Annotated in this window: 15 protein-coding genes and 4 pseudogenes; 16 read left to right on the top strand and 3 right to left on the bottom strand. The window is 51.2% G+C overall.

Features of this window, described 5'->3' with window-relative positions; translation table 11 throughout:
* The first annotated feature begins 148 nt into the window (after positions 1–148).
* From SK51_RS14735 to dbpA, 13 genes and pseudogenes are all read left to right on the top strand, one after another.
* Entirely contained in the window at positions 149–1765 is a 1617-nt protein-coding gene (locus tag SK51_RS14735; RefSeq protein WP_023306370.1) for a peptide ABC transporter substrate-binding protein, read from the top strand.
* 612 nt (positions 1766–2377) lie between these two features.
* Entirely contained in the window at positions 2378–2869 is a 492-nt protein-coding gene (tssB, locus tag SK51_RS14740) for a type VI secretion system contractile sheath small subunit (RefSeq protein WP_023306369.1), read from the top strand.
* A 34-nt stretch (positions 2870–2903) separates the two neighbouring features.
* A pseudogene (gene tssC, locus SK51_RS14745) lies at positions 2904–4037 on the top strand (type VI secretion system contractile sheath large subunit); the annotation flags it as partial.
* Positions 4036–4311 (top strand): annotated as a pseudogene (gene tssK, locus SK51_RS24325) (type VI secretion system baseplate subunit TssK); the annotation flags it as partial. The pseudogenes tssC and tssK, both read left to right, overlap by 2 nt.
* Entirely contained in the window at positions 4308–4997 is a 690-nt protein-coding gene (gene tssL / locus SK51_RS14750; RefSeq protein WP_048206783.1) for a type VI secretion system protein TssL, short form, read from the top strand. The pseudogene tssK and the gene tssL, both read left to right, overlap by 4 nt.
* Positions 4994–5338: pseudogene (locus SK51_RS25005) on the top strand (OmpA family protein); the annotation flags it as partial. The gene tssL and the pseudogene SK51_RS25005, both read left to right, overlap by 4 nt.
* A gap of 34 nt (positions 5339–5372) precedes the next feature.
* Positions 5373–5828, top strand: a complete 456-nt coding sequence (gene tssE / locus SK51_RS14760) for a type VI secretion system baseplate subunit TssE (RefSeq protein WP_022648267.1) — start codon at positions 5373–5375, stop codon at positions 5826–5828.
* A gap of 23 nt (positions 5829–5851) precedes the next feature.
* Positions 5852–7183, top strand: coding sequence for a VasL domain-containing protein (locus SK51_RS14765; RefSeq protein WP_023306366.1), 1332 nt, complete (start codon positions 5852–5854; stop codon positions 7181–7183).
* A gap of 25 nt (positions 7184–7208) precedes the next feature.
* Positions 7209–7697, top strand: coding sequence for a hypothetical protein (locus tag SK51_RS14770; RefSeq protein WP_023306365.1), 489 nt, complete (start codon positions 7209–7211; stop codon positions 7695–7697).
* A 312-nt stretch (positions 7698–8009) separates the two neighbouring features.
* Complete coding sequence (locus tag SK51_RS14775; protein WP_022648264.1) at positions 8010–9140, top strand: methyl-accepting chemotaxis protein; 1131 nt, start codon at positions 8010–8012, stop codon at positions 9138–9140.
* 90 nt (positions 9141–9230) lie between these two features.
* Positions 9231–10214: a zinc transporter ZntB gene (gene zntB, locus SK51_RS14780; RefSeq protein ID WP_023306364.1), complete on the top strand. Its 984-nt coding sequence runs from the start codon at positions 9231–9233 to the stop codon at positions 10212–10214.
* 275 nt (positions 10215–10489) lie between these two features.
* Positions 10490–10642 (top strand): proline-rich small protein YnaL, encoded by a 153-nt coding sequence (gene ynaL, locus SK51_RS25295; RefSeq protein WP_154815129.1) that lies wholly within the window; start codon positions 10490–10492, stop codon positions 10640–10642.
* Between the two features lie 57 nt (positions 10643–10699).
* Positions 10700–12073: an ATP-dependent RNA helicase DbpA gene (dbpA, locus tag SK51_RS14785; RefSeq protein ID WP_023306362.1), complete on the top strand. Its 1374-nt coding sequence runs from the start codon at positions 10700–10702 to the stop codon at positions 12071–12073.
* 43 nt (positions 12074–12116) lie between these two features.
* Here the strand turns inward: dbpA and ttcA are convergent, their stop codons facing one another.
* Positions 12117–13052 carry a tRNA 2-thiocytidine(32) synthetase TtcA gene (gene ttcA / locus SK51_RS14790; RefSeq protein WP_001186974.1) on the bottom strand — a complete coding sequence of 312 codons (936 nt, stop codon included), beginning with the start codon at positions 13050–13052 and terminating at the stop codon, positions 12117–12119.
* 48 nt (positions 13053–13100) lie between these two features.
* Positions 13101–13286, bottom strand: a pseudogene (locus tag SK51_RS25300) (tyrosine-type recombinase/integrase); the annotation flags it as partial.
* Positions 13287–13367: 81 nt separating this feature from the next.
* Here SK51_RS25300 and SK51_RS25745 point away from each other — a divergent pair.
* The 3 genes from SK51_RS25745 to SK51_RS14800 all read left to right on the top strand — a co-directional run bounded on the left by SK51_RS25745 (position 13368) and on the right by SK51_RS14800 (position 14327).
* Positions 13368–13499 carry a hypothetical protein gene (locus SK51_RS25745; RefSeq protein WP_255248590.1) on the top strand — a complete coding sequence of 44 codons (132 nt, stop codon included), beginning with the start codon at positions 13368–13370 and terminating at the stop codon, positions 13497–13499.
* A gap of 204 nt (positions 13500–13703) precedes the next feature.
* Positions 13704–13901, top strand: coding sequence for a hypothetical protein (locus SK51_RS14795; RefSeq protein ID WP_022648260.1), 198 nt, complete (start codon positions 13704–13706; stop codon positions 13899–13901).
* Between the two features lie 3 nt (positions 13902–13904).
* The gene (locus tag SK51_RS14800; RefSeq protein WP_023300213.1) at positions 13905–14327 is read left to right on the top strand and encodes a GFA family protein; all 423 of its coding nucleotides are present in this window, start codon (positions 13905–13907) and stop codon (positions 14325–14327) included.
* A gap of 33 nt (positions 14328–14360) precedes the next feature.
* On the opposite strand, the gene ompC is transcribed toward SK51_RS14800, so the two are convergent.
* Positions 14361–15488, bottom strand: coding sequence for a porin OmpC (ompC, locus tag SK51_RS14805; protein ID WP_048206784.1), 1128 nt, complete (start codon positions 15486–15488; stop codon positions 14361–14363).
* Positions 15489–15699 lie beyond the last annotated feature (211 nt).

A 15699-nucleotide genomic window follows, 5' to 3' on the forward strand; every position in this document is an offset into this window, starting at 1 on the left:
TTGTGCAAAACCCGCGCTTAATCAAATAGTTTCCGTCTGTGTGTAAAATTGCCTGACATCAACTTTCCTGAGGAAGCATTTGCATTTCTCCGTTTCGAAACAAATAATTACGCATCTGCCTGTTACCTGACATCATTAAGGGGATCGTATGAAGCATCCTGTTTCGCTTCTTTGTACTGCGCTGTGGCTGTGCGGGTTTTCTTCACTTTCATATGCCGCGGAGGTTCCCAGGGGAACGGAGCTGGCGCAAAAGCAGGAGCTGGTTCGACACATTAAAGATGAACCCGCCTCGCTCGATCCGGCAAAAGCGGTGGGTTTACCCGAGATACAGGTGATCCGCGACCTTTATGAAGGGCTGGTGAATCAGAACGAAAAAGGGGAGCTGGTTCCCGGCGTGGCGACGCGCTGGCAGAGCAACGATAACCGTGTCTGGACGTTTACGTTGCGGGATAACGCGAAGTGGTCTGACGGTACCCCTGTGACGGCACAAGATTTTGTCTACAGCTGGCGTCGTCTGGTTGATCCTAAAACTACGTCACCTTTCGCCTGGTTTGCAGCGCTGGCGGGTATTAATAATGCGCAGGCCATTATCGATGGTAAAGCTGCACCGGAAACGCTCGGCGTGACGGCAGTCGATGCTAAAACGCTGCGCGTGCAGCTGGATAAACCGCTGCCATGGTTCAGCAACCTCACGGCTAGCTTTGCGTTCTATCCTGTTCAAAAGGCAAACGTGGAAAGCGGTAAAGAATGGACGCGCCCTGGCGCGCTCATCGGCAACGGTGCGTATGTGCTGAAAGATCGCGTGGTGAATGAAAAACTGGTGGTTGAGCCGAATACTCACTACTGGGATAACGTCAACACGGTGCTTAAAAAAGTCACCTTTGTGCCAATCAACCAGGAGTCCTCAGCGACCAAACGCTATCTGGCGGGCGATATCGATATTACAGAATCGTTTCCGAAAAACATGTACCAGAAGCTGCTTAAAGATATTCCGGGACAGGTTTATACACCGCCACAGCTTGGGACCTATTACTACGCGTTTAACACACAAAAAGGCCCAACTGCGGATGCCCGCGTACGTCTGGCGCTCAGCATGACTATCGACAGACGTATTATGGCTGAAAAAGTCCTGGGAACCGGTGAGAAACCGGCCTGGCATTTCACTCCCGATGTCACTGCCGGTTTTACACCGGAAATCTCGCCATTTGAGCAGATGTCGCAGCAGGAGCTAAATGCTCAGGCGAAAACGTTATTACAGGCGGCAGGCTATGGTCCCCAGCGCCCGCTGAAATTAACGCTGCTGTACAACACGTCTGAAAACCACCAGAAAATCGCCATTGCCGTCGCATCTATGTGGAAGAAAAATCTGGGTGTTGACGTTAAGTTGCAGAATCAGGAATGGAAGACCTACATCGACAGCCGCAATACCGGGAATTTCGACGTGATCCGTGCGTCGTGGGTAGGGGATTATAATGAGCCGTCGACATTCCTGTCGCTGCTGACGTCCTCTCACACCGGCAACATCTCACGGTTCAACGACCCTGCTTACGATAAGATTATTCATCAGGCGACGCTCGAAACCACTGAAAAAGCGCGTAATGCAGACTACAACATGGCCGAGAAGATCCTCGCCGAGAAAGCGCCGATAGCCCCTATTTATCAATACACCAATGGCCGCCTCATTAAGCCCTGGGTTAAAGGGTATCCGATAAATAACCCAGAGGATGTTGCGTACAGTCGTACAATGTATATTGAAAAGCATTAAAAAAACAGGAAAGGCGCTTAAGTGGTTTTGGCAAATAGCTATACATCGCTTAAGCGCCTGAACACACGGTTCATGGTACCTACAGGCTAGTTATTATCAAAATTCCTTTCATAAAAAATCATTTATTCTTTTGATGAATGCTTCGAGCGACATCTCCTTTCCAGTTTATTGAAAAGCGTGCAAGCATTTATACATCCTCCATGTCATAGCTTAATTCCTGCTATTTAAAACCTGACTTTTGTCCGATATAGGATTTTTCCATATTCAGGAGGTTTATTGAATAAGATGATATGTCTCTGCGATTTTGCAGCTGATGCTTAAATCAGCATTGATATAAATCAATTATTCAACGACAGGTGGCAATGAATTCAATATTCTCTATCAAGGCAGACGTTCCTGCTAATCTATTGTGAATAAATGGTTAATACTTTCTGCGTGCCACTTATATCTGGAATTTATAAATACTAGTGATTAGTGGAAAATTCTTAAGAAAAATCCATATGCAGATCTTTGATCTGAAAAGTTGATCATGAATGGGCTTTTGCTCTAATATGGTTTTGTAAAGACCCGTCACTCACTTAACTCGTATTTCTTGCAAAGAAAGGGACTGCTATGGCCGATTCATTTCAGCATGAGGTGCCCAAGGCACGCATAAACTTAAAGCTGGCGCTGCATACAGGCGGCGCGCAGAAGAAAGTCGAACTGCCGCTTAAACTTCTCACAGTCGGTGATTTCAGTAATGGAAAAGAGAATCGTCCATTGTCCGAAAGGAAGAAAATCAACGTCAACAAAAATAACTTTAATAGCGTACTTTCGGAATTTAACCCGGAGGTTAATCTGACGGTGCCTAACACCATGGCTGTCGATGGTTCGGAGGAAAGTATAAAACTGAATTTCTCCGATATTAAGGATTTCGAACCTGAACAGGTTGCCCGCCAGATCCCCCAGCTCCGCGCCATGCTGGCCATGCGTAATTTATTACGCGACCTCAAATCCAATCTTCTTGATAACGCCACTTTCAGAAAAGAACTCGAGAAAATTCTTAAGGACCCGGCGCTGTCTCAGGAATTACGCGACGAAATGAGTGCACTGGCCCCGAAATAAGCGGCATGTGTAATTTGATGGATTAACCGGGAATATGCTGATGTCTGTGAATAGTGAAACCGCCTCCGCGCAGGGGCAGACCATCGTACTGGAAAAAGAGGGCGTTTACGCCTCCCTGTTTGAAAAAATCAACCTGACTCCGGCCTCGAGCCTGGGTGATATCAATGCGTTTCTGGATGATGCCGCGCTTTCTGACGCGCCGGCGGGTGAACGCCTGACGGCGGCGATGCAGGTGTTTATGGACTGCATCCGCAAATCCGGTCAGCCCGTGGAGAAGCTCGACAAAACGCTGATTGACCACCATATCGCCGAACTGGATTTCCAGATCAGCCGTCAGCTGGATGCCGTAATGCATCACCAGGCGTTCCAGAAGGTGGAGTCCCTGTGGCGCGGCCTGAAGCAGCTGGTGGACAACACCGACTACCGCCAGAATGTGAAAACCGAAATTCTGGACGTCTCCAAGGACGACCTGCGCCAGGATTTTGAGGATGCACCGGAACTGATCCAGAGCGGCCTCTACTGGCACACCTATACCGCCGAATACGACACCCCGGGCGGCGAGCCGATTGGTTCCGTGATTTCATCCTATGAATTTGACGCCAGTCCGCAGGATGTGGCGCTGCTGCGCAATATCTCTAAAGTATCAGCTGCCGCACATATGCCGTTTATTGGCTCTGTCGGCCCGAAATTCTTCCTGAAAGACTCGATGGAAGAGGTCGCTGCAATTAAGGATATCGGCAACTACTTCGACCGCGCCGAGTACATCAAGTGGAAATCTTTCCGCGACACCGACGACGCCCGCTACATCGGCCTCGTGATGCCGCGCGTGCTGGGGCGTCTGCCGTATGGCCCGGACACCGTACCAGTACGCAGCTTTAACTACGTTGAGCAGGTGAAAGGCCCGGATCATGAGAAATACCTGTGGACCAGCGCGTCGTTCTCCTTCGCGTCAAACATGGTGAAGAGCTTCATCAATAACGGCTGGTGCGTGCAGATCCGTGGCCCGCAGGCGGGCGGGGCGGTGAAAGATCTGCCTATTCATCTGTACGATTTGGGTACCGGCAACCAGGTGAAAATCCCGTCTGAGGTGATGATCCCGGAGACCCGCGAGTTTGAGTTTGCCAACCTCGGCTTTATTCCGCTCTCGTATTACAAAAACCGCGACTATGGCTCAGCTGCAGGAGCAGTTCCCGCGCCAGTGCAAGGTTGGCAGCCCCGATCATGTCAGAAGTATCGTCAATTCATCGCGGGTGGGCGTGCCGCTGACCCCGCTGCGCCATGTGCCGGCAGCCATTCCGTTACGTCTGGAAAATCAGTATTTCAGTCTTGATGTCTCTCATCCTCAGGCCACTGAAATGCTCCAGGGCGGCACCTGCATGTTTTACGTTCCGGGCATGCTCGGCGAGCCTGAACTCGAACTCTTTGCGGTGCTGAGAACATGAGTGAGCGTAAACGCGGCGCTGCCGCGGCCATTGATATTGATGCCCTGCTGCAGGATACCTGGCTGCAGGTGATCAGCCTGCGTCACGGTCCGAAATTTCAGGATGGAGAAGGGCGCACGCTGTGGGAGCGTTGCATTGCTGATGTCGAACGTGTGCAGCGTGAGCTGAAAGCGGGCGAACTTGATGAAGCCAGCTGCCGGCATATTCTCACCGCACAATGTGCGCTGCTGGATGAGGCGGTTAAGAGTCGCGGTGTGGAGGATGATGCCTGCGTGCAGTGGTATGACATTCCCCTGCAGGGGCACTTCCTTGGCACCATGGACGCCGGTGACACGCTGTGCGATCGGATGCGCGATGTGCTGCGTGAACCGGCTCCTGACCACGCTGTCGTGACCTGCTTCCAGCGGGTCATGATGCTCGGATTCCTCGGCAACTACCGCTCCCTGAACGATCCTGAGCGGCAGAAACTCATGAATGCACTTAATGAACATGTTGCGCCGTTCAGCTATTCACAACCCCATCCCGTTCTGGCGGAAAGCCATGCCGGACGGGGGATAGGGGGTTGGCTTGCATCATGGCCCATGCGCATTGGCCTGAGTGTGGTGGTGGTCACCGCATTATGGTGGGGACTGGATTGCTGGCTGGATCAGACACTGCTTACCCTGCTGCCGGGAGCCGTGAAATGAGCCCTGCACAACAGCGCGGGCTTGCGCTCTGGGCTGCCCTGCTGAGTGCAGTGGTCGGCCTGTGGTTTCTGCCAGCATCCCGGCTGGTTTCCGTTCTCGTCCTGCTGGCGGTACTGGGGCTAATCATGGCGTTCTGGGCTGTCGCCTGCCGTCGCGTGCAGCACGATTTCACCCTGTGTCTGGAGGACCTGCCTGAAACCAGTTATTGCCAGCCCGTGGTACTGGTCTGTGGCGATCTGCCGCTTGCCTGGCCGCATCAGTCACCGGTACTTACTGTCACGCAGGGCTGCTGGATCCGTGTGGAGGATCATCTGGAACTGGAGCAGGCCGCCCGTCAGGTAACCACCTGACGTTACAGCCATTGAAGGATGACTGATGCCAAAGGGACATAATACGCCATCGCTGTATGAAATGCTGAGCGGCAATTTCTCAGGTGGCCTGAACCTCAACCAGGTCAGCGAACAGAATCAGGTGATTTTATCAGTACTCGATAACATGCAGCGCATCCTCAACTGCCGCGCTGGTACGCTGGCTCACCTGCCAGACTACGGCCTGCCGGATATGACAAAAATCCTCCAGGGGATGCCCGGAACCGCCCATCAGCTGATCACCACACTGTCGGCCGTGTTGCTGAAATATGAGCCGCGCCTGAATCGAATTAACGTGGTGATGCAGGAACAGATTCAGGCCGGTGAGCTTCGCTACGCCATTGACGCGGAGCTGAAGGGGGTGGGGCTGGTGCGCTACGGCACGGAATTTATGCCCGAGGGCAGGGTATTAATCCGTCATCTGAAACAACAGCAATACCTCGATGCACGAGCCGCCATCTAGTTATTACTCAGGTTAAAACAGTTATGACAATAAATTCTGAACGCCAACTTAAAACCGGCGGGGATCCGCGCACGCTTGCGGATTATGCTGCCTTGCGCGAAGAAATGAACAAGCTCACCCATCCGGCACGCCCGGATGTGAACTGGCAACACGCGGAAACGCTCTGTCTGTCACTGTTCGGGCATAACGGTGTGGAGCTACAAACGGCTGCCTGGTATACGCTCGCCCGTACGCATCTGGCCGGATTGTACGGTATGAATGAGGGGCTTGCGTTACTTGCTGCACTGGTAGCCCGCCAGTGGGGAAACCTCTGGCCACAGCCTGTCCATGCGCGAATCGAAATCCTCAGTGCACTCAGCAAGCGCCTGCAACAGGTAGTACGAACGCTATCGCTGACGTACGCTGACTTAGGGCAGCTGTATCAGTCTGAAGAGCATCTGAGCGCTTTGGGGGAAGTCTTGCAGCGTATGGAACTCAAGCATGCTACTCAGCTTGATGCTCTGCGCACGATGATGCAGAACGCAGCAGTGCGTCTGGAAAACAGCGAAAATACGGACATGAGTCTGCACGGTGACGCATTGGGTGCTACGGAAATTCACCTCGTCGAACCGACTGAGCGTAGTAAATGGGTTTATGTGGTTGAGCCCGAGCCGGTGCTGAACGTTGGGGTGGTTAAAGAACCTCCGGTGTCGATGAAACCCTGGAAGCCATTTGCTGCTGGTATGTTGACCATGCTGGTGGCAGCCAGTGTCGTCGCAGGAGGATGGCAGATGTTGCATGCGCCAGATTCGGCACAAGCGCAGCTAGCCGCGGCTCTGGCCCCTCTACCTCAAGGGCTATCTACAGGGCAATTAGAGGCGCTGCAACAAACGTCACCGTCACCGGAACCGGGGATTGGCAAGACACAACAGCTGTTAGCGCAGCTTTTACAGTTGAAACCAGACTGGGCAGTGAGCTTCGGCGACCGTCTGGTGCAGCAGGCGCTGACGCTGTGGCCGGAAGAGGCCAAACCCCTGGCGCAGCATTGGCAGAAACAGATGAGTATCGCTGCGCTAGCAGATTTAGATCTGAATGGATGGCATCAGGGTATGGCGCAGTTGCAGCAATTGACGAACAAGCTGAACGCACTGGATGAACAGAAGGGGAAGTACATGACGGTGAGTGAACTGAAATCAGACGTGTTTGCCATGTCGCAGTCATTTAGCCAAACCATACCGCTTGAGGAGCAGCTTCGTCTGCTTTCCACTCTACCTGCCGGGCAACCCCGGTCAGCAGCGCAGCAAAACAAGGTCGAACAACATCTTCAGCAGTTGATTGTTAGCTACGCCCTGCTGAAGCACAAAAAAGAACAATAAGACTGGCGAAAAACACGGAGTTAACATGTCAGTAAGAGAGCGTTTTTTTAAGAAAGTGCAGCAGAATAACGTAAATAAACCGATTCATATTAATACGGCTGAAGCCGAAGTCAGGGCTTTTTGTCAGCGGATGGATGATCTTGCACAGCAAATTATTGTTTGGTTTGAGGGTTCTGGTATTGAAGTCCTGTTATCCCAAAAGCATATCACCGATTTGAGTACGGTCGGCTACAGCCTCAGTAGCAGTATATGTCGTTATGTCATCACGACTGTCATTCTGCGAAATGGAGATCGCAGCGTCAGCATTATACCAGAACAGATCATCAGGGGATCAGAGAAGGGGTGTATGACAATGTGCATTAATGCCCCCGGCAGTATATCGGGGGAGAGGATATACCATTTAAGCATGGCGCCTGAAACAGGCTGGTATATTCGTCGCGGACATCAAAGTGTGAAAGAGAATGTTCTCATGACGGAGGACTATTTTTTCCAGTCAGTCGACTGTCTGGCCTGAACGTAAGCCAGCCTGGTGGGAGGTCACGGTAACGTAGTTGATATATATTAACTACGTTAACTTATTAAGCATGACTAAACAATGTTGCCCTACGGTACTCCTTCTTAAATAGGTAAGTGCTAATATTTAAGGGGGACGGTAACCAAACTACAAGCTGGATTTTTACAGTATATCATGCTTTTTATCTGCCTTAAGCGAAACTATGCAAATCAAACTGCAAAACAACAAACCAACGACGAACGTGAGGACAAAATACTGTGGCAATGCTATAAACCTTAGAGCCCACAAAAATATAAAGTCGTAGGAAAAACTATGCTAAGAAATATTAGTGTCAGAACCTTCATTGTCTATTTCCTTTTATGTGTGTTTTTGGTAAGTGATGGAGTTATAGCGCTATTTTCAGGGAGTTTTTCGCTTTTTATTGCAGTCATTATCGTACAATGTATCGCCTTAATTTTACTCTGGGCGTATATGACAAAATATCTTGTGACGCCGATCAATACTGTGAAAAAAAGTATTGAAGAAGTGACGTCAGGCAATCTCGGCGTGTCGATCCCTGAATTCGGCAACAACTGTGCGGGACGACTGATCCCGGGCATTAATAGTCTCTCCAGCAACATTGCAACGCTGGTCCGTGAGATCCGCGCCTCCTCGCAAACCGCGATGACCCTGTCAGATCAGCTTTCTTCACGCAGCGCGCAGCTTTCCGTTAAAACAGAACAGCAGTCAGCTTCGCTGGTGCAAACGGCAGCCAGCATGGAAGAGATGGCTGCAAGTACAAAAAATAATGCCGACAATACCCGTTTAGCCAGCGAACAGGCGAATATCGCGACGTTGCAGGCGCGTAAAGGCGGAGAGTTAATGGGGCAGGTCGCGAACAATATGCAATCAATTACCGACTGCGCCCAGCAAATGACAGAGATTATCTCGCTGATTGACGGTATCGCTTTCCAAACCAATATACTGGCGCTTAATGCTGCCGTTGAAGCGGCAAGAGCGGGCGACCATGGTAAAGGATTTTCAGTAGTCGCCGGTGAGGTCAGAAGCCTGGCGCATCGTAGCGCCGAAGCGGCAAAAAATATTAAGTCATTGATTGAAGTCACCAGCCATAACGTGACGCAGGGCGTTAACGTAGTCTCTGAAGCTGAAAAAAACATGCACGACATCGTTACCGGCTCGGGCAACGTCAGCAGACTGATGGATGAAATTTCCGCCTCAACATCGGAACAAGAAAAAGGGATTTCACAAATCACGCTGGCATTGTCAGAGCTGGAACGCGTAACACAGAGCAATGTGTCGATGGTTGAAGAACTCAACGGCTCGTCAGATGTGTTGCGCAATCAGGTGATTGAACTTCAGACACGAACACGTAATTTCCGTCTGAAGAACGAGTACCAGGCTGATAATGCGTTAATAAGCCGCGAATGGGTGGTGAATTCCTGAGCATATTCAGGATGATGCCTCACATAATTATTGCTTAACCCTCGACGAAAGCTAGACTGACACCGAAAGAGATAAATCGGTGGAGGCGCTGTGGAGAGCATTAAAGGGTCTGAAGTTAACGTACCTGACGCGGTTTTTGCATGGGTACTTAATGGGCACGGGGGCGCAAGGCCGCTTGAAGATCAGGATCACATCGACAACGAACACCCATGCTGGCTGCACCTCAACTACACGCACCCGGACAGCGCCGAGTGGCTCGCGTCCACGCCGCTATTGCCCAACAACGTTCGGGATGCGCTGGCGGGAGAAAGTCTCAGACCTCGCGTCAGCCGGATGGGTGAGGGGACGTTAATAACACTGCGTTGCATAAACGGCAGTACAGATGAGCGTCCGGATCAGCTGGTGGCAATGCGTGTCTACATGAATGAACGATTGATTGTTTCCACCCGTCAGCGAAAAGTGCTGGCGCTGGATGACGTCATTAACGATCTGAAAGAGGGCACGGGGCCTACGGATTGCGGAAGCTGGCTGGTGGATGTATGTGATGCGCTGACCGATCATGCCAGCGAGTTTATTGAAGAACTCCACGATAAAATCATCGATCTGGAAGACAACCTGCTCGATCAGCAAATTCCCCCACGTGGTTTTCTGGCGTTGTTGCGAAAACAGCTTATTGTTATGCGCCGCTATATGACCCCGCAGCGCGACGTCTATGCGAGACTGGCCAGCGAACGCATGATCTGGATGAATGACGATCAGCGTCGCAGAATGCAGGATATTGCTGACCGGCTGGGACGTGGTCTGGACGAAATTGATTCGTGTATCGCCAGAACGGCGGTCATGGCGGATGAGATAGCACAGGTAATGCAGGAGTCATTAGCCAGGAGAACCTATACCATGTCGCTGATGGCGATGGTTTTTTTGCCAAGTACGTTCTTAACCGGGTTGTTTGGCGTCAATCTTGGGGGGATCCCCGGCGGTGAATATCACTATGGCTTCACCACGTTTTGCGTCATGTTAGTGGTTTTGATTGGGGGTGTTGCATGGTGGTTGCATCGTAGTAAATGGCTGTAAATTTACGCATTTTCTAATGCTGCGACTGCTTCAAAACGACATTTTAATTGAGCGAAGTCAATAAACTTAGACCATGTTAGGTGCAATATTACTCCCGCAGGTGAATGCAACGTCAAGCGATGGGCGTTGCGCTCCATATTGTCTTACTTCCTTTTTTTGAATTACTGCATAGCACAATTGATTCGTACGACGCCGACTTCATAGTCGGCTTTTTTTTGCCTCCTTTTTATCTGCGTCTACCCTTTAGGGGTAAGCACCCAAATCTGGAGGAAAAGATGAGTATGCTACTTGCCCTGCAACGCCTGAACACATGGCAGTCCGATCCGGTGCCCACCGATCCGACCCCAATTCCCGATCCCATCCCGCGTCCGCAGCCGATGCCGGATCCGCCACCGGACGAAGAACCGATTAAATTGTCGCATCGTTAGCGGAGATCTGCGAGGATACGCGCCATCTGACTGCAATCATTACCATGAGAGTATATTGTGACCGCTTTTTCCACGCTGAACGTTCTGCCTGAAGCCCAACTGACAAACCTGAATGAGTTGGGTTACCTCACTATGACCCCTGTCCAGGCCGCCGCGCTGCCGGCTATCCTTGAAGGCCGGGATGTGCGCGTGCAGGCGAAAACCGGTAGTGGAAAAACGGCTGTATTTGGACTCGGCCTGTTGCAGCATATTGATGCAACCCTGTTTCAGACCCAGTCCCTGATACTCTGCCCGACGCGCGAGCTGGCCGACCAGGTCGCGGGTGAGTTGCGTCGTCTGGCGCGTTTTTTGCCTAATACTAAAATTTTAACGCTCTGCGGCGGGCAACCGTTCGGTGCGCAGCGCGATTCCCTTCAGCACGCCCCGCATATCATTGTGGCAACGCCGGGCCGTCTGCTCGATCACCTGCAAAAAGGCACCGTTTCACTCGATGCACTGCAAACGCTGGTGATGGATGAAGCTGACCGCATGCTGGATATGGGCTTCAGCGATGCGATTGACGACGTGATCCGCTTTGCGCCCGCCACACGCCAGACGCTGCTTTTTTCTGCCACCTGGCCAGAGGCGATTGCGGCGATCAGCGGGCGCGTGCAGAAGAACCCGCTGACCATTGAAATCGATACTGTCGATGCGTTACCAGCGATTGAGCAGCAGTTCTTCGAGACGTCGCAGCAGGGCAAAATTCCACTGCTGCAAAAATTGCTTAGCCAACACCAGCCAGCGTCCTGCGTGGTGTTCTGTAATACCAAAAAAGATTGTCAGGCGGTGTGCGATGCCCTGAATGATGCCGGACAGAGCGCATTATCGCTGCATGGCGATCTGGAGCAGCGCGATCGCGATCAGACGCTGGTGCGTTTCGCTAACGGCAGCGCTCGCGTGCTGGTTGCAACGGATGTGGCGGCTCGTGGCCTGGATATTAAATCGCTTGAACTGGTGGTGAATTTCGAACTGGCATGGGATCCGGAAGTGCATGTCCACCGCATCGGGCGTACCGCGCGTGCGGGTAACAGCGGTCTCGCGATCAGCTTCTGCGCGCCTGAAGAGGCGCAGCGCGCTAATATTCTTGCGGAAATGCTGCAACTGAAACTCAACTGGGTGAATGCCCCCGGTAATATCGGCATCGCTCCGCTGGCGGCGGAAATGGCCACCCTGTGCATCGACGGCGGAAAAAAAGCCAAAATGCGACCCGGTGACGTTCTGGGGGCGTTAACAGGGGATATCGGTCTCGACGGGGCAGATATTGGCAAGATCACGGTCCATCCTGCACATGTCTATGTAGCGGTTCGCCAGTCGGTTGCGCATAAGGCCTGGAAACAGTTGCAGGGCGGGAAGATTAAAGGGAAAACCTGCCGCGTTCGGCTGCTGAAGTAAGGGAAAAAAGCGTCTCAGAAGCACTGTCTGAGACGCAGTCAGGTTATTTCACTTCCACCACGTTCAGGCGCAGTTCATCGAATTGCGCATCCTCTTCCTCTGGCTGCCAGCCAGCAGGCTGCATCGGGATCTCTTCGCGGTCAAACGCCAGATCCCCGCCGTTCACCACCTCTGAACCGTGGTTAATCCCTTTGAAATCGAACAGTTCAACATCGGCGAGGTGCGAAGGCACCACGTTCTGCATGGCGCTGAACATGGTTTCAATGCGACCCGGATAGCGTTTATCCCAGTCACGCAGCATGTCGCCAATGACCTGACGTTGCAGGTTCGGCTGTGAACCGCACAGATTGCACGGAATGATAGGGAAGGCTTTGGCCTGAGAGAAACGCTCAATGTCTTTCTCGCGACAGTAGGCGAGTGGGCGGATCACGATGTGTTTGCCGTCGTCACTCATCAGCTTCGGTGGCATTCCCTTCATTTTGCCGCCGTAAAACATATTCAGAAACAGTGTTTGAAGAATGTCGTCCCGGTGATGACCAAGCGCAATCTTAGTGGCGCCCAGTTCGGTTGCGGTGCGGTACAGAATGCCGCGACGCAAACGTGAGCAAAGCGAGCAGGTCGTTTTGCCCTCCGGGATCTTCTCTTTAACAATGCCGTAGGTATTCTCTTCTACGATTTTGTACTCAACGCCCAGGTTCTCAAGGTACTCCGGCAGGATATGCTCCGGGAATCCTGGCTGTTTCTGATCGAGGTTAACCGCGACCAGGGAAAAGTTCACCGGTGCGCTTTGCTGTAGATTGCGCAGGATCTCCAGCATGGTGTAGCTGTCTTTACCGCCCGACAGGCAGACCATGATGCGATCGCCTTCTTCAATCATGTTGAAGTCTGCAATGGCTTCGCCCACGTTACGGCGCAGTCGCTTTTGCAGTTTATTCAGGTTGTACTGTTCTTTCTTGTTAATCTCTTGATTTTGTTGCATCTATTCGTTACTCAGATCTCAAATGGGGCACAGGGTGAGAAAACGCTTTCAAAGCGTCAGCTTCGTGTTCATCTCTTCTATCCATGTAGCATAGATTTCATACACCATCTGCGCATTTACGTGCCCCATCTGGTTAGCGATAAAAGACGGGTTTGCGGCTACCGGTAAAAACCAGCATGCGAAAGTGTGTCGTGTATGGTACGGATTGCAGCGCCGAATGCCAGCACGATTTACAAATGAGCCCCTCAAAGAAGTTTGGTTAAGACTAACGGGTTGTCTACACTTACAGCTTACGCAGTAAAAACGGAGGTGAAAATGTCTGACCGTCCCGTTAATGGTGACCATCCTGATTATAATCCCAGCCCGGATAACCCGGAAAAGGATGGAAGAAAACCGAAAGATGATCCTGGCTCAGCGCCTGAATCAGGCGATAAAGATCCAGAGTAATGACCAGCCGCCTTTACGAAGGCGGTTTTAAAACCCATTACGGCCTCGCTATGCGCAACGCTATTCACGATATTCCGATACCCGCTCAGAACCCCCTGTTTTGCCGGACGAGAAGGTGAGATAAAGCACCGATCTCATCCCCGCGTTCCAGCACGTTTTACAGTTCTCCTGCTACGCTTTTGAGGGGGACAAGGGAGCGCTTCTATGAAAAATAAAGACGAACAGACAGGATTAGTTGGGCTGGCGATTGGTGCCGCCGTTATCGGGCTGGTTTCAGCGCAGAAGATCATCAACCGTGAAAGTATTGTCGATGAGCTGGTGAGGCTCGGCAGGCAGAAGGGGGATGGTGTCGAAGATGAGGTCTTTTTAAAAGCGGCTGAGTTAGTGAGAAAAGGGGTATAAGCGATGGCTGAAATTCGTCATGCACAGTGTCATTGTGGGGCGGTGAAATTTACTGTTGAGCTGACGGACGGCCTGAATACCGCACGGCGATGTAGCTGCTCGTTTTGCAGGATGCGCGGGGCAGTAGTGGTTTCCGCGCCGTTGACGGGTATTAAGGTGACGCAGGGCGCGGACACGCTCACAGAGTACCGTTTCAACACCGGCACGGCGCGCCATTTCTTCTGCTCGGTTTGCGGTATTTACACGTTCCATCAACGACGTTCCAATCCCAATGAATATGGTGTGAATGTCGCCTGTCTGGAAAATGTTACGCCATTCGACTTCCCGGAAGTGGCGGTAATGGATGGGATAAATCACCCTATGGATGGCGACAGCGGGGTAATTGGCTATCTCTCTTTTCGCAAAGAACAGGCGAAACAGAGATAAAATTAGCCCGCAGATCGCTGCGGGCTAACGGGATTAGAACTGGTAAACCAGACCTAACGCTACGATGTCATCCGTACCGATGCCATTGTTTTTGTAGAATGAATCATCTTCATCCAGCAGGTTGATTTTATAATCAACATAGGTGGACATGTTTTTGTTGAAATAGTAGGTAGCACCGACGTCAGCGTATTTCACCAGGTCTTTATCGTCCTGTCCATTGCCCAGATCTTTACCTTTGGACTGTAAATAGGAAACAGCCGGACGAAGGCCGAAGTCAAACTGATATTGTGCGGTCACTTCAAAGTTCTGGGTTTTATTTGCAACCGCATCTGCATTGTCGCCGTACGGCGTCATATTGCGGGTTTCGGAATACATTGCAGCCAGGTAAATGTTGTTGGCATCGTATTTGAGGCCTGCGGTCCATGCATCCGCAGTATCACCGCCCGCAGTAGTGTAATTTACCTGATCGTTAGTAGGGTCAGATGAAGCATATGCCGCGCCTGCGCTGAAGCCCATGCCGAAATCGTAGGTTGCGGAGATACCGTAACCGTCACCATTTTCATGACGTGTATCACGACCGTTGTTGGTCCCTTCATTGGTAGAGCAGAAATTCTCATCGCAGTTATTACCTTCATTATTACCCTGATACTGCACCGCGAAGTTCAGACCCTGCACCAGACCAAAGAAGTCGGTGTTACGGTAGGTCGCCACGCCGTTTGCACGACCGGTCATAAAGTTATCGGCATAAGTATAAGAGTCGCCACCAAATTCTGGCAGCATATCGGTCCAGCCTTCTACGTCGTACAGGACGCCATAGTTACGGCCGTAATCGAAGGATCCGTAGTCGCCTACCTTCACACCCGCGAAGGCCAGACGCGTCCAGGACTGATTGTCAGAGCCTTCGGTGTTGTTTGCCTGAATGTTGTATTCCCACTGCGCGTAACCGGTCATCATGTCGTTGATTTGGGTTTCACCTTTGAAACCCAGACGCATATAGGTTTGGTCGCCATCTTTTGACGCATCGTCAGAGAAATAATGCAGACCATCTACTTTGCCATACAGATCCAGTTTATTGCCGTCTTTATTATAAATTTCAGCTGCGTGAGCGGCTCCAGCCATTAACAAAGCGGGGATCATCAGTGCCAGTACTTTTCTTTGCATTTTGATTATTCCTTTGCAGTTATTTTTTTATTGCTTAGTGAACTTTCCGGGATGGAAAGCTGTCCCATGCTAAATCACACAGAGGGTTGATGAATAAAATATAATTGTTACGGGTTGAGTAAAATCTAAAGCAAATGATGCGTTTGAAATAACAATTGATGCCGTGAATTAATCGTTATAATCGATACAAAATAAAAATTATTAATTAAGT

It is taken from the genome of Enterobacter sp. MGH85, from assembly GCF_001037655.1.
Taxonomy (GTDB): Bacteria; Pseudomonadota; Gammaproteobacteria; order Enterobacterales; family Enterobacteriaceae; genus Enterobacter; species Enterobacter intestinihominis.

Bases quoted from the DNA above. Each gene is read 5' to 3' on its own strand.
- SK51_RS14735 (WP_023306370.1), top strand. From the start codon at position 149: ATGAAGCATCCTGTTTCGCTTCTTTGTACTGCGCTGTGGCTGTGCGGG.
- tssB (WP_023306369.1), top strand. From the start codon at position 2,378: ATGGCCGATTCATTTCAGCATGAGGTGCCCAAGGCACGCATAAACTTA.
- tssL (WP_048206783.1), top strand. From the start codon at position 4,308: ATGAGTGAGCGTAAACGCGGCGCTGCCGCGGCCATTGATATTGATGCC.
- tssE (WP_022648267.1), top strand. From the start codon at position 5,373: ATGCCAAAGGGACATAATACGCCATCGCTGTATGAAATGCTGAGCGGC.
- SK51_RS14765 (WP_023306366.1), top strand. From the start codon at position 5,852: ATGACAATAAATTCTGAACGCCAACTTAAAACCGGCGGGGATCCGCGC.
- SK51_RS14770 (WP_023306365.1), top strand. From the start codon at position 7,209: ATGTCAGTAAGAGAGCGTTTTTTTAAGAAAGTGCAGCAGAATAACGTA.
- SK51_RS14775 (WP_022648264.1), top strand. From the start codon at position 8,010: ATGCTAAGAAATATTAGTGTCAGAACCTTCATTGTCTATTTCCTTTTA.
- ynaL (WP_154815129.1), top strand. From the start codon at position 10,490: ATGAGTATGCTACTTGCCCTGCAACGCCTGAACACATGGCAGTCCGAT.
- ttcA (WP_001186974.1), bottom strand. From the start codon at position 13,052: ATGCAACAAAATCAAGAGATTAACAAGAAAGAACAGTACAACCTGAAT.
- SK51_RS25745 (WP_255248590.1), top strand. From the start codon at position 13,368: ATGTCTGACCGTCCCGTTAATGGTGACCATCCTGATTATAATCCCAGC.
- SK51_RS14795 (WP_022648260.1), top strand. From the start codon at position 13,704: ATGAAAAATAAAGACGAACAGACAGGATTAGTTGGGCTGGCGATTGGT.
- SK51_RS14800 (WP_023300213.1), top strand. From the start codon at position 13,905: ATGGCTGAAATTCGTCATGCACAGTGTCATTGTGGGGCGGTGAAATTT.
- ompC (WP_048206784.1), bottom strand. From the start codon at position 15,488: ATGCAAAGAAAAGTACTGGCACTGATGATCCCCGCTTTGTTAATGGCT.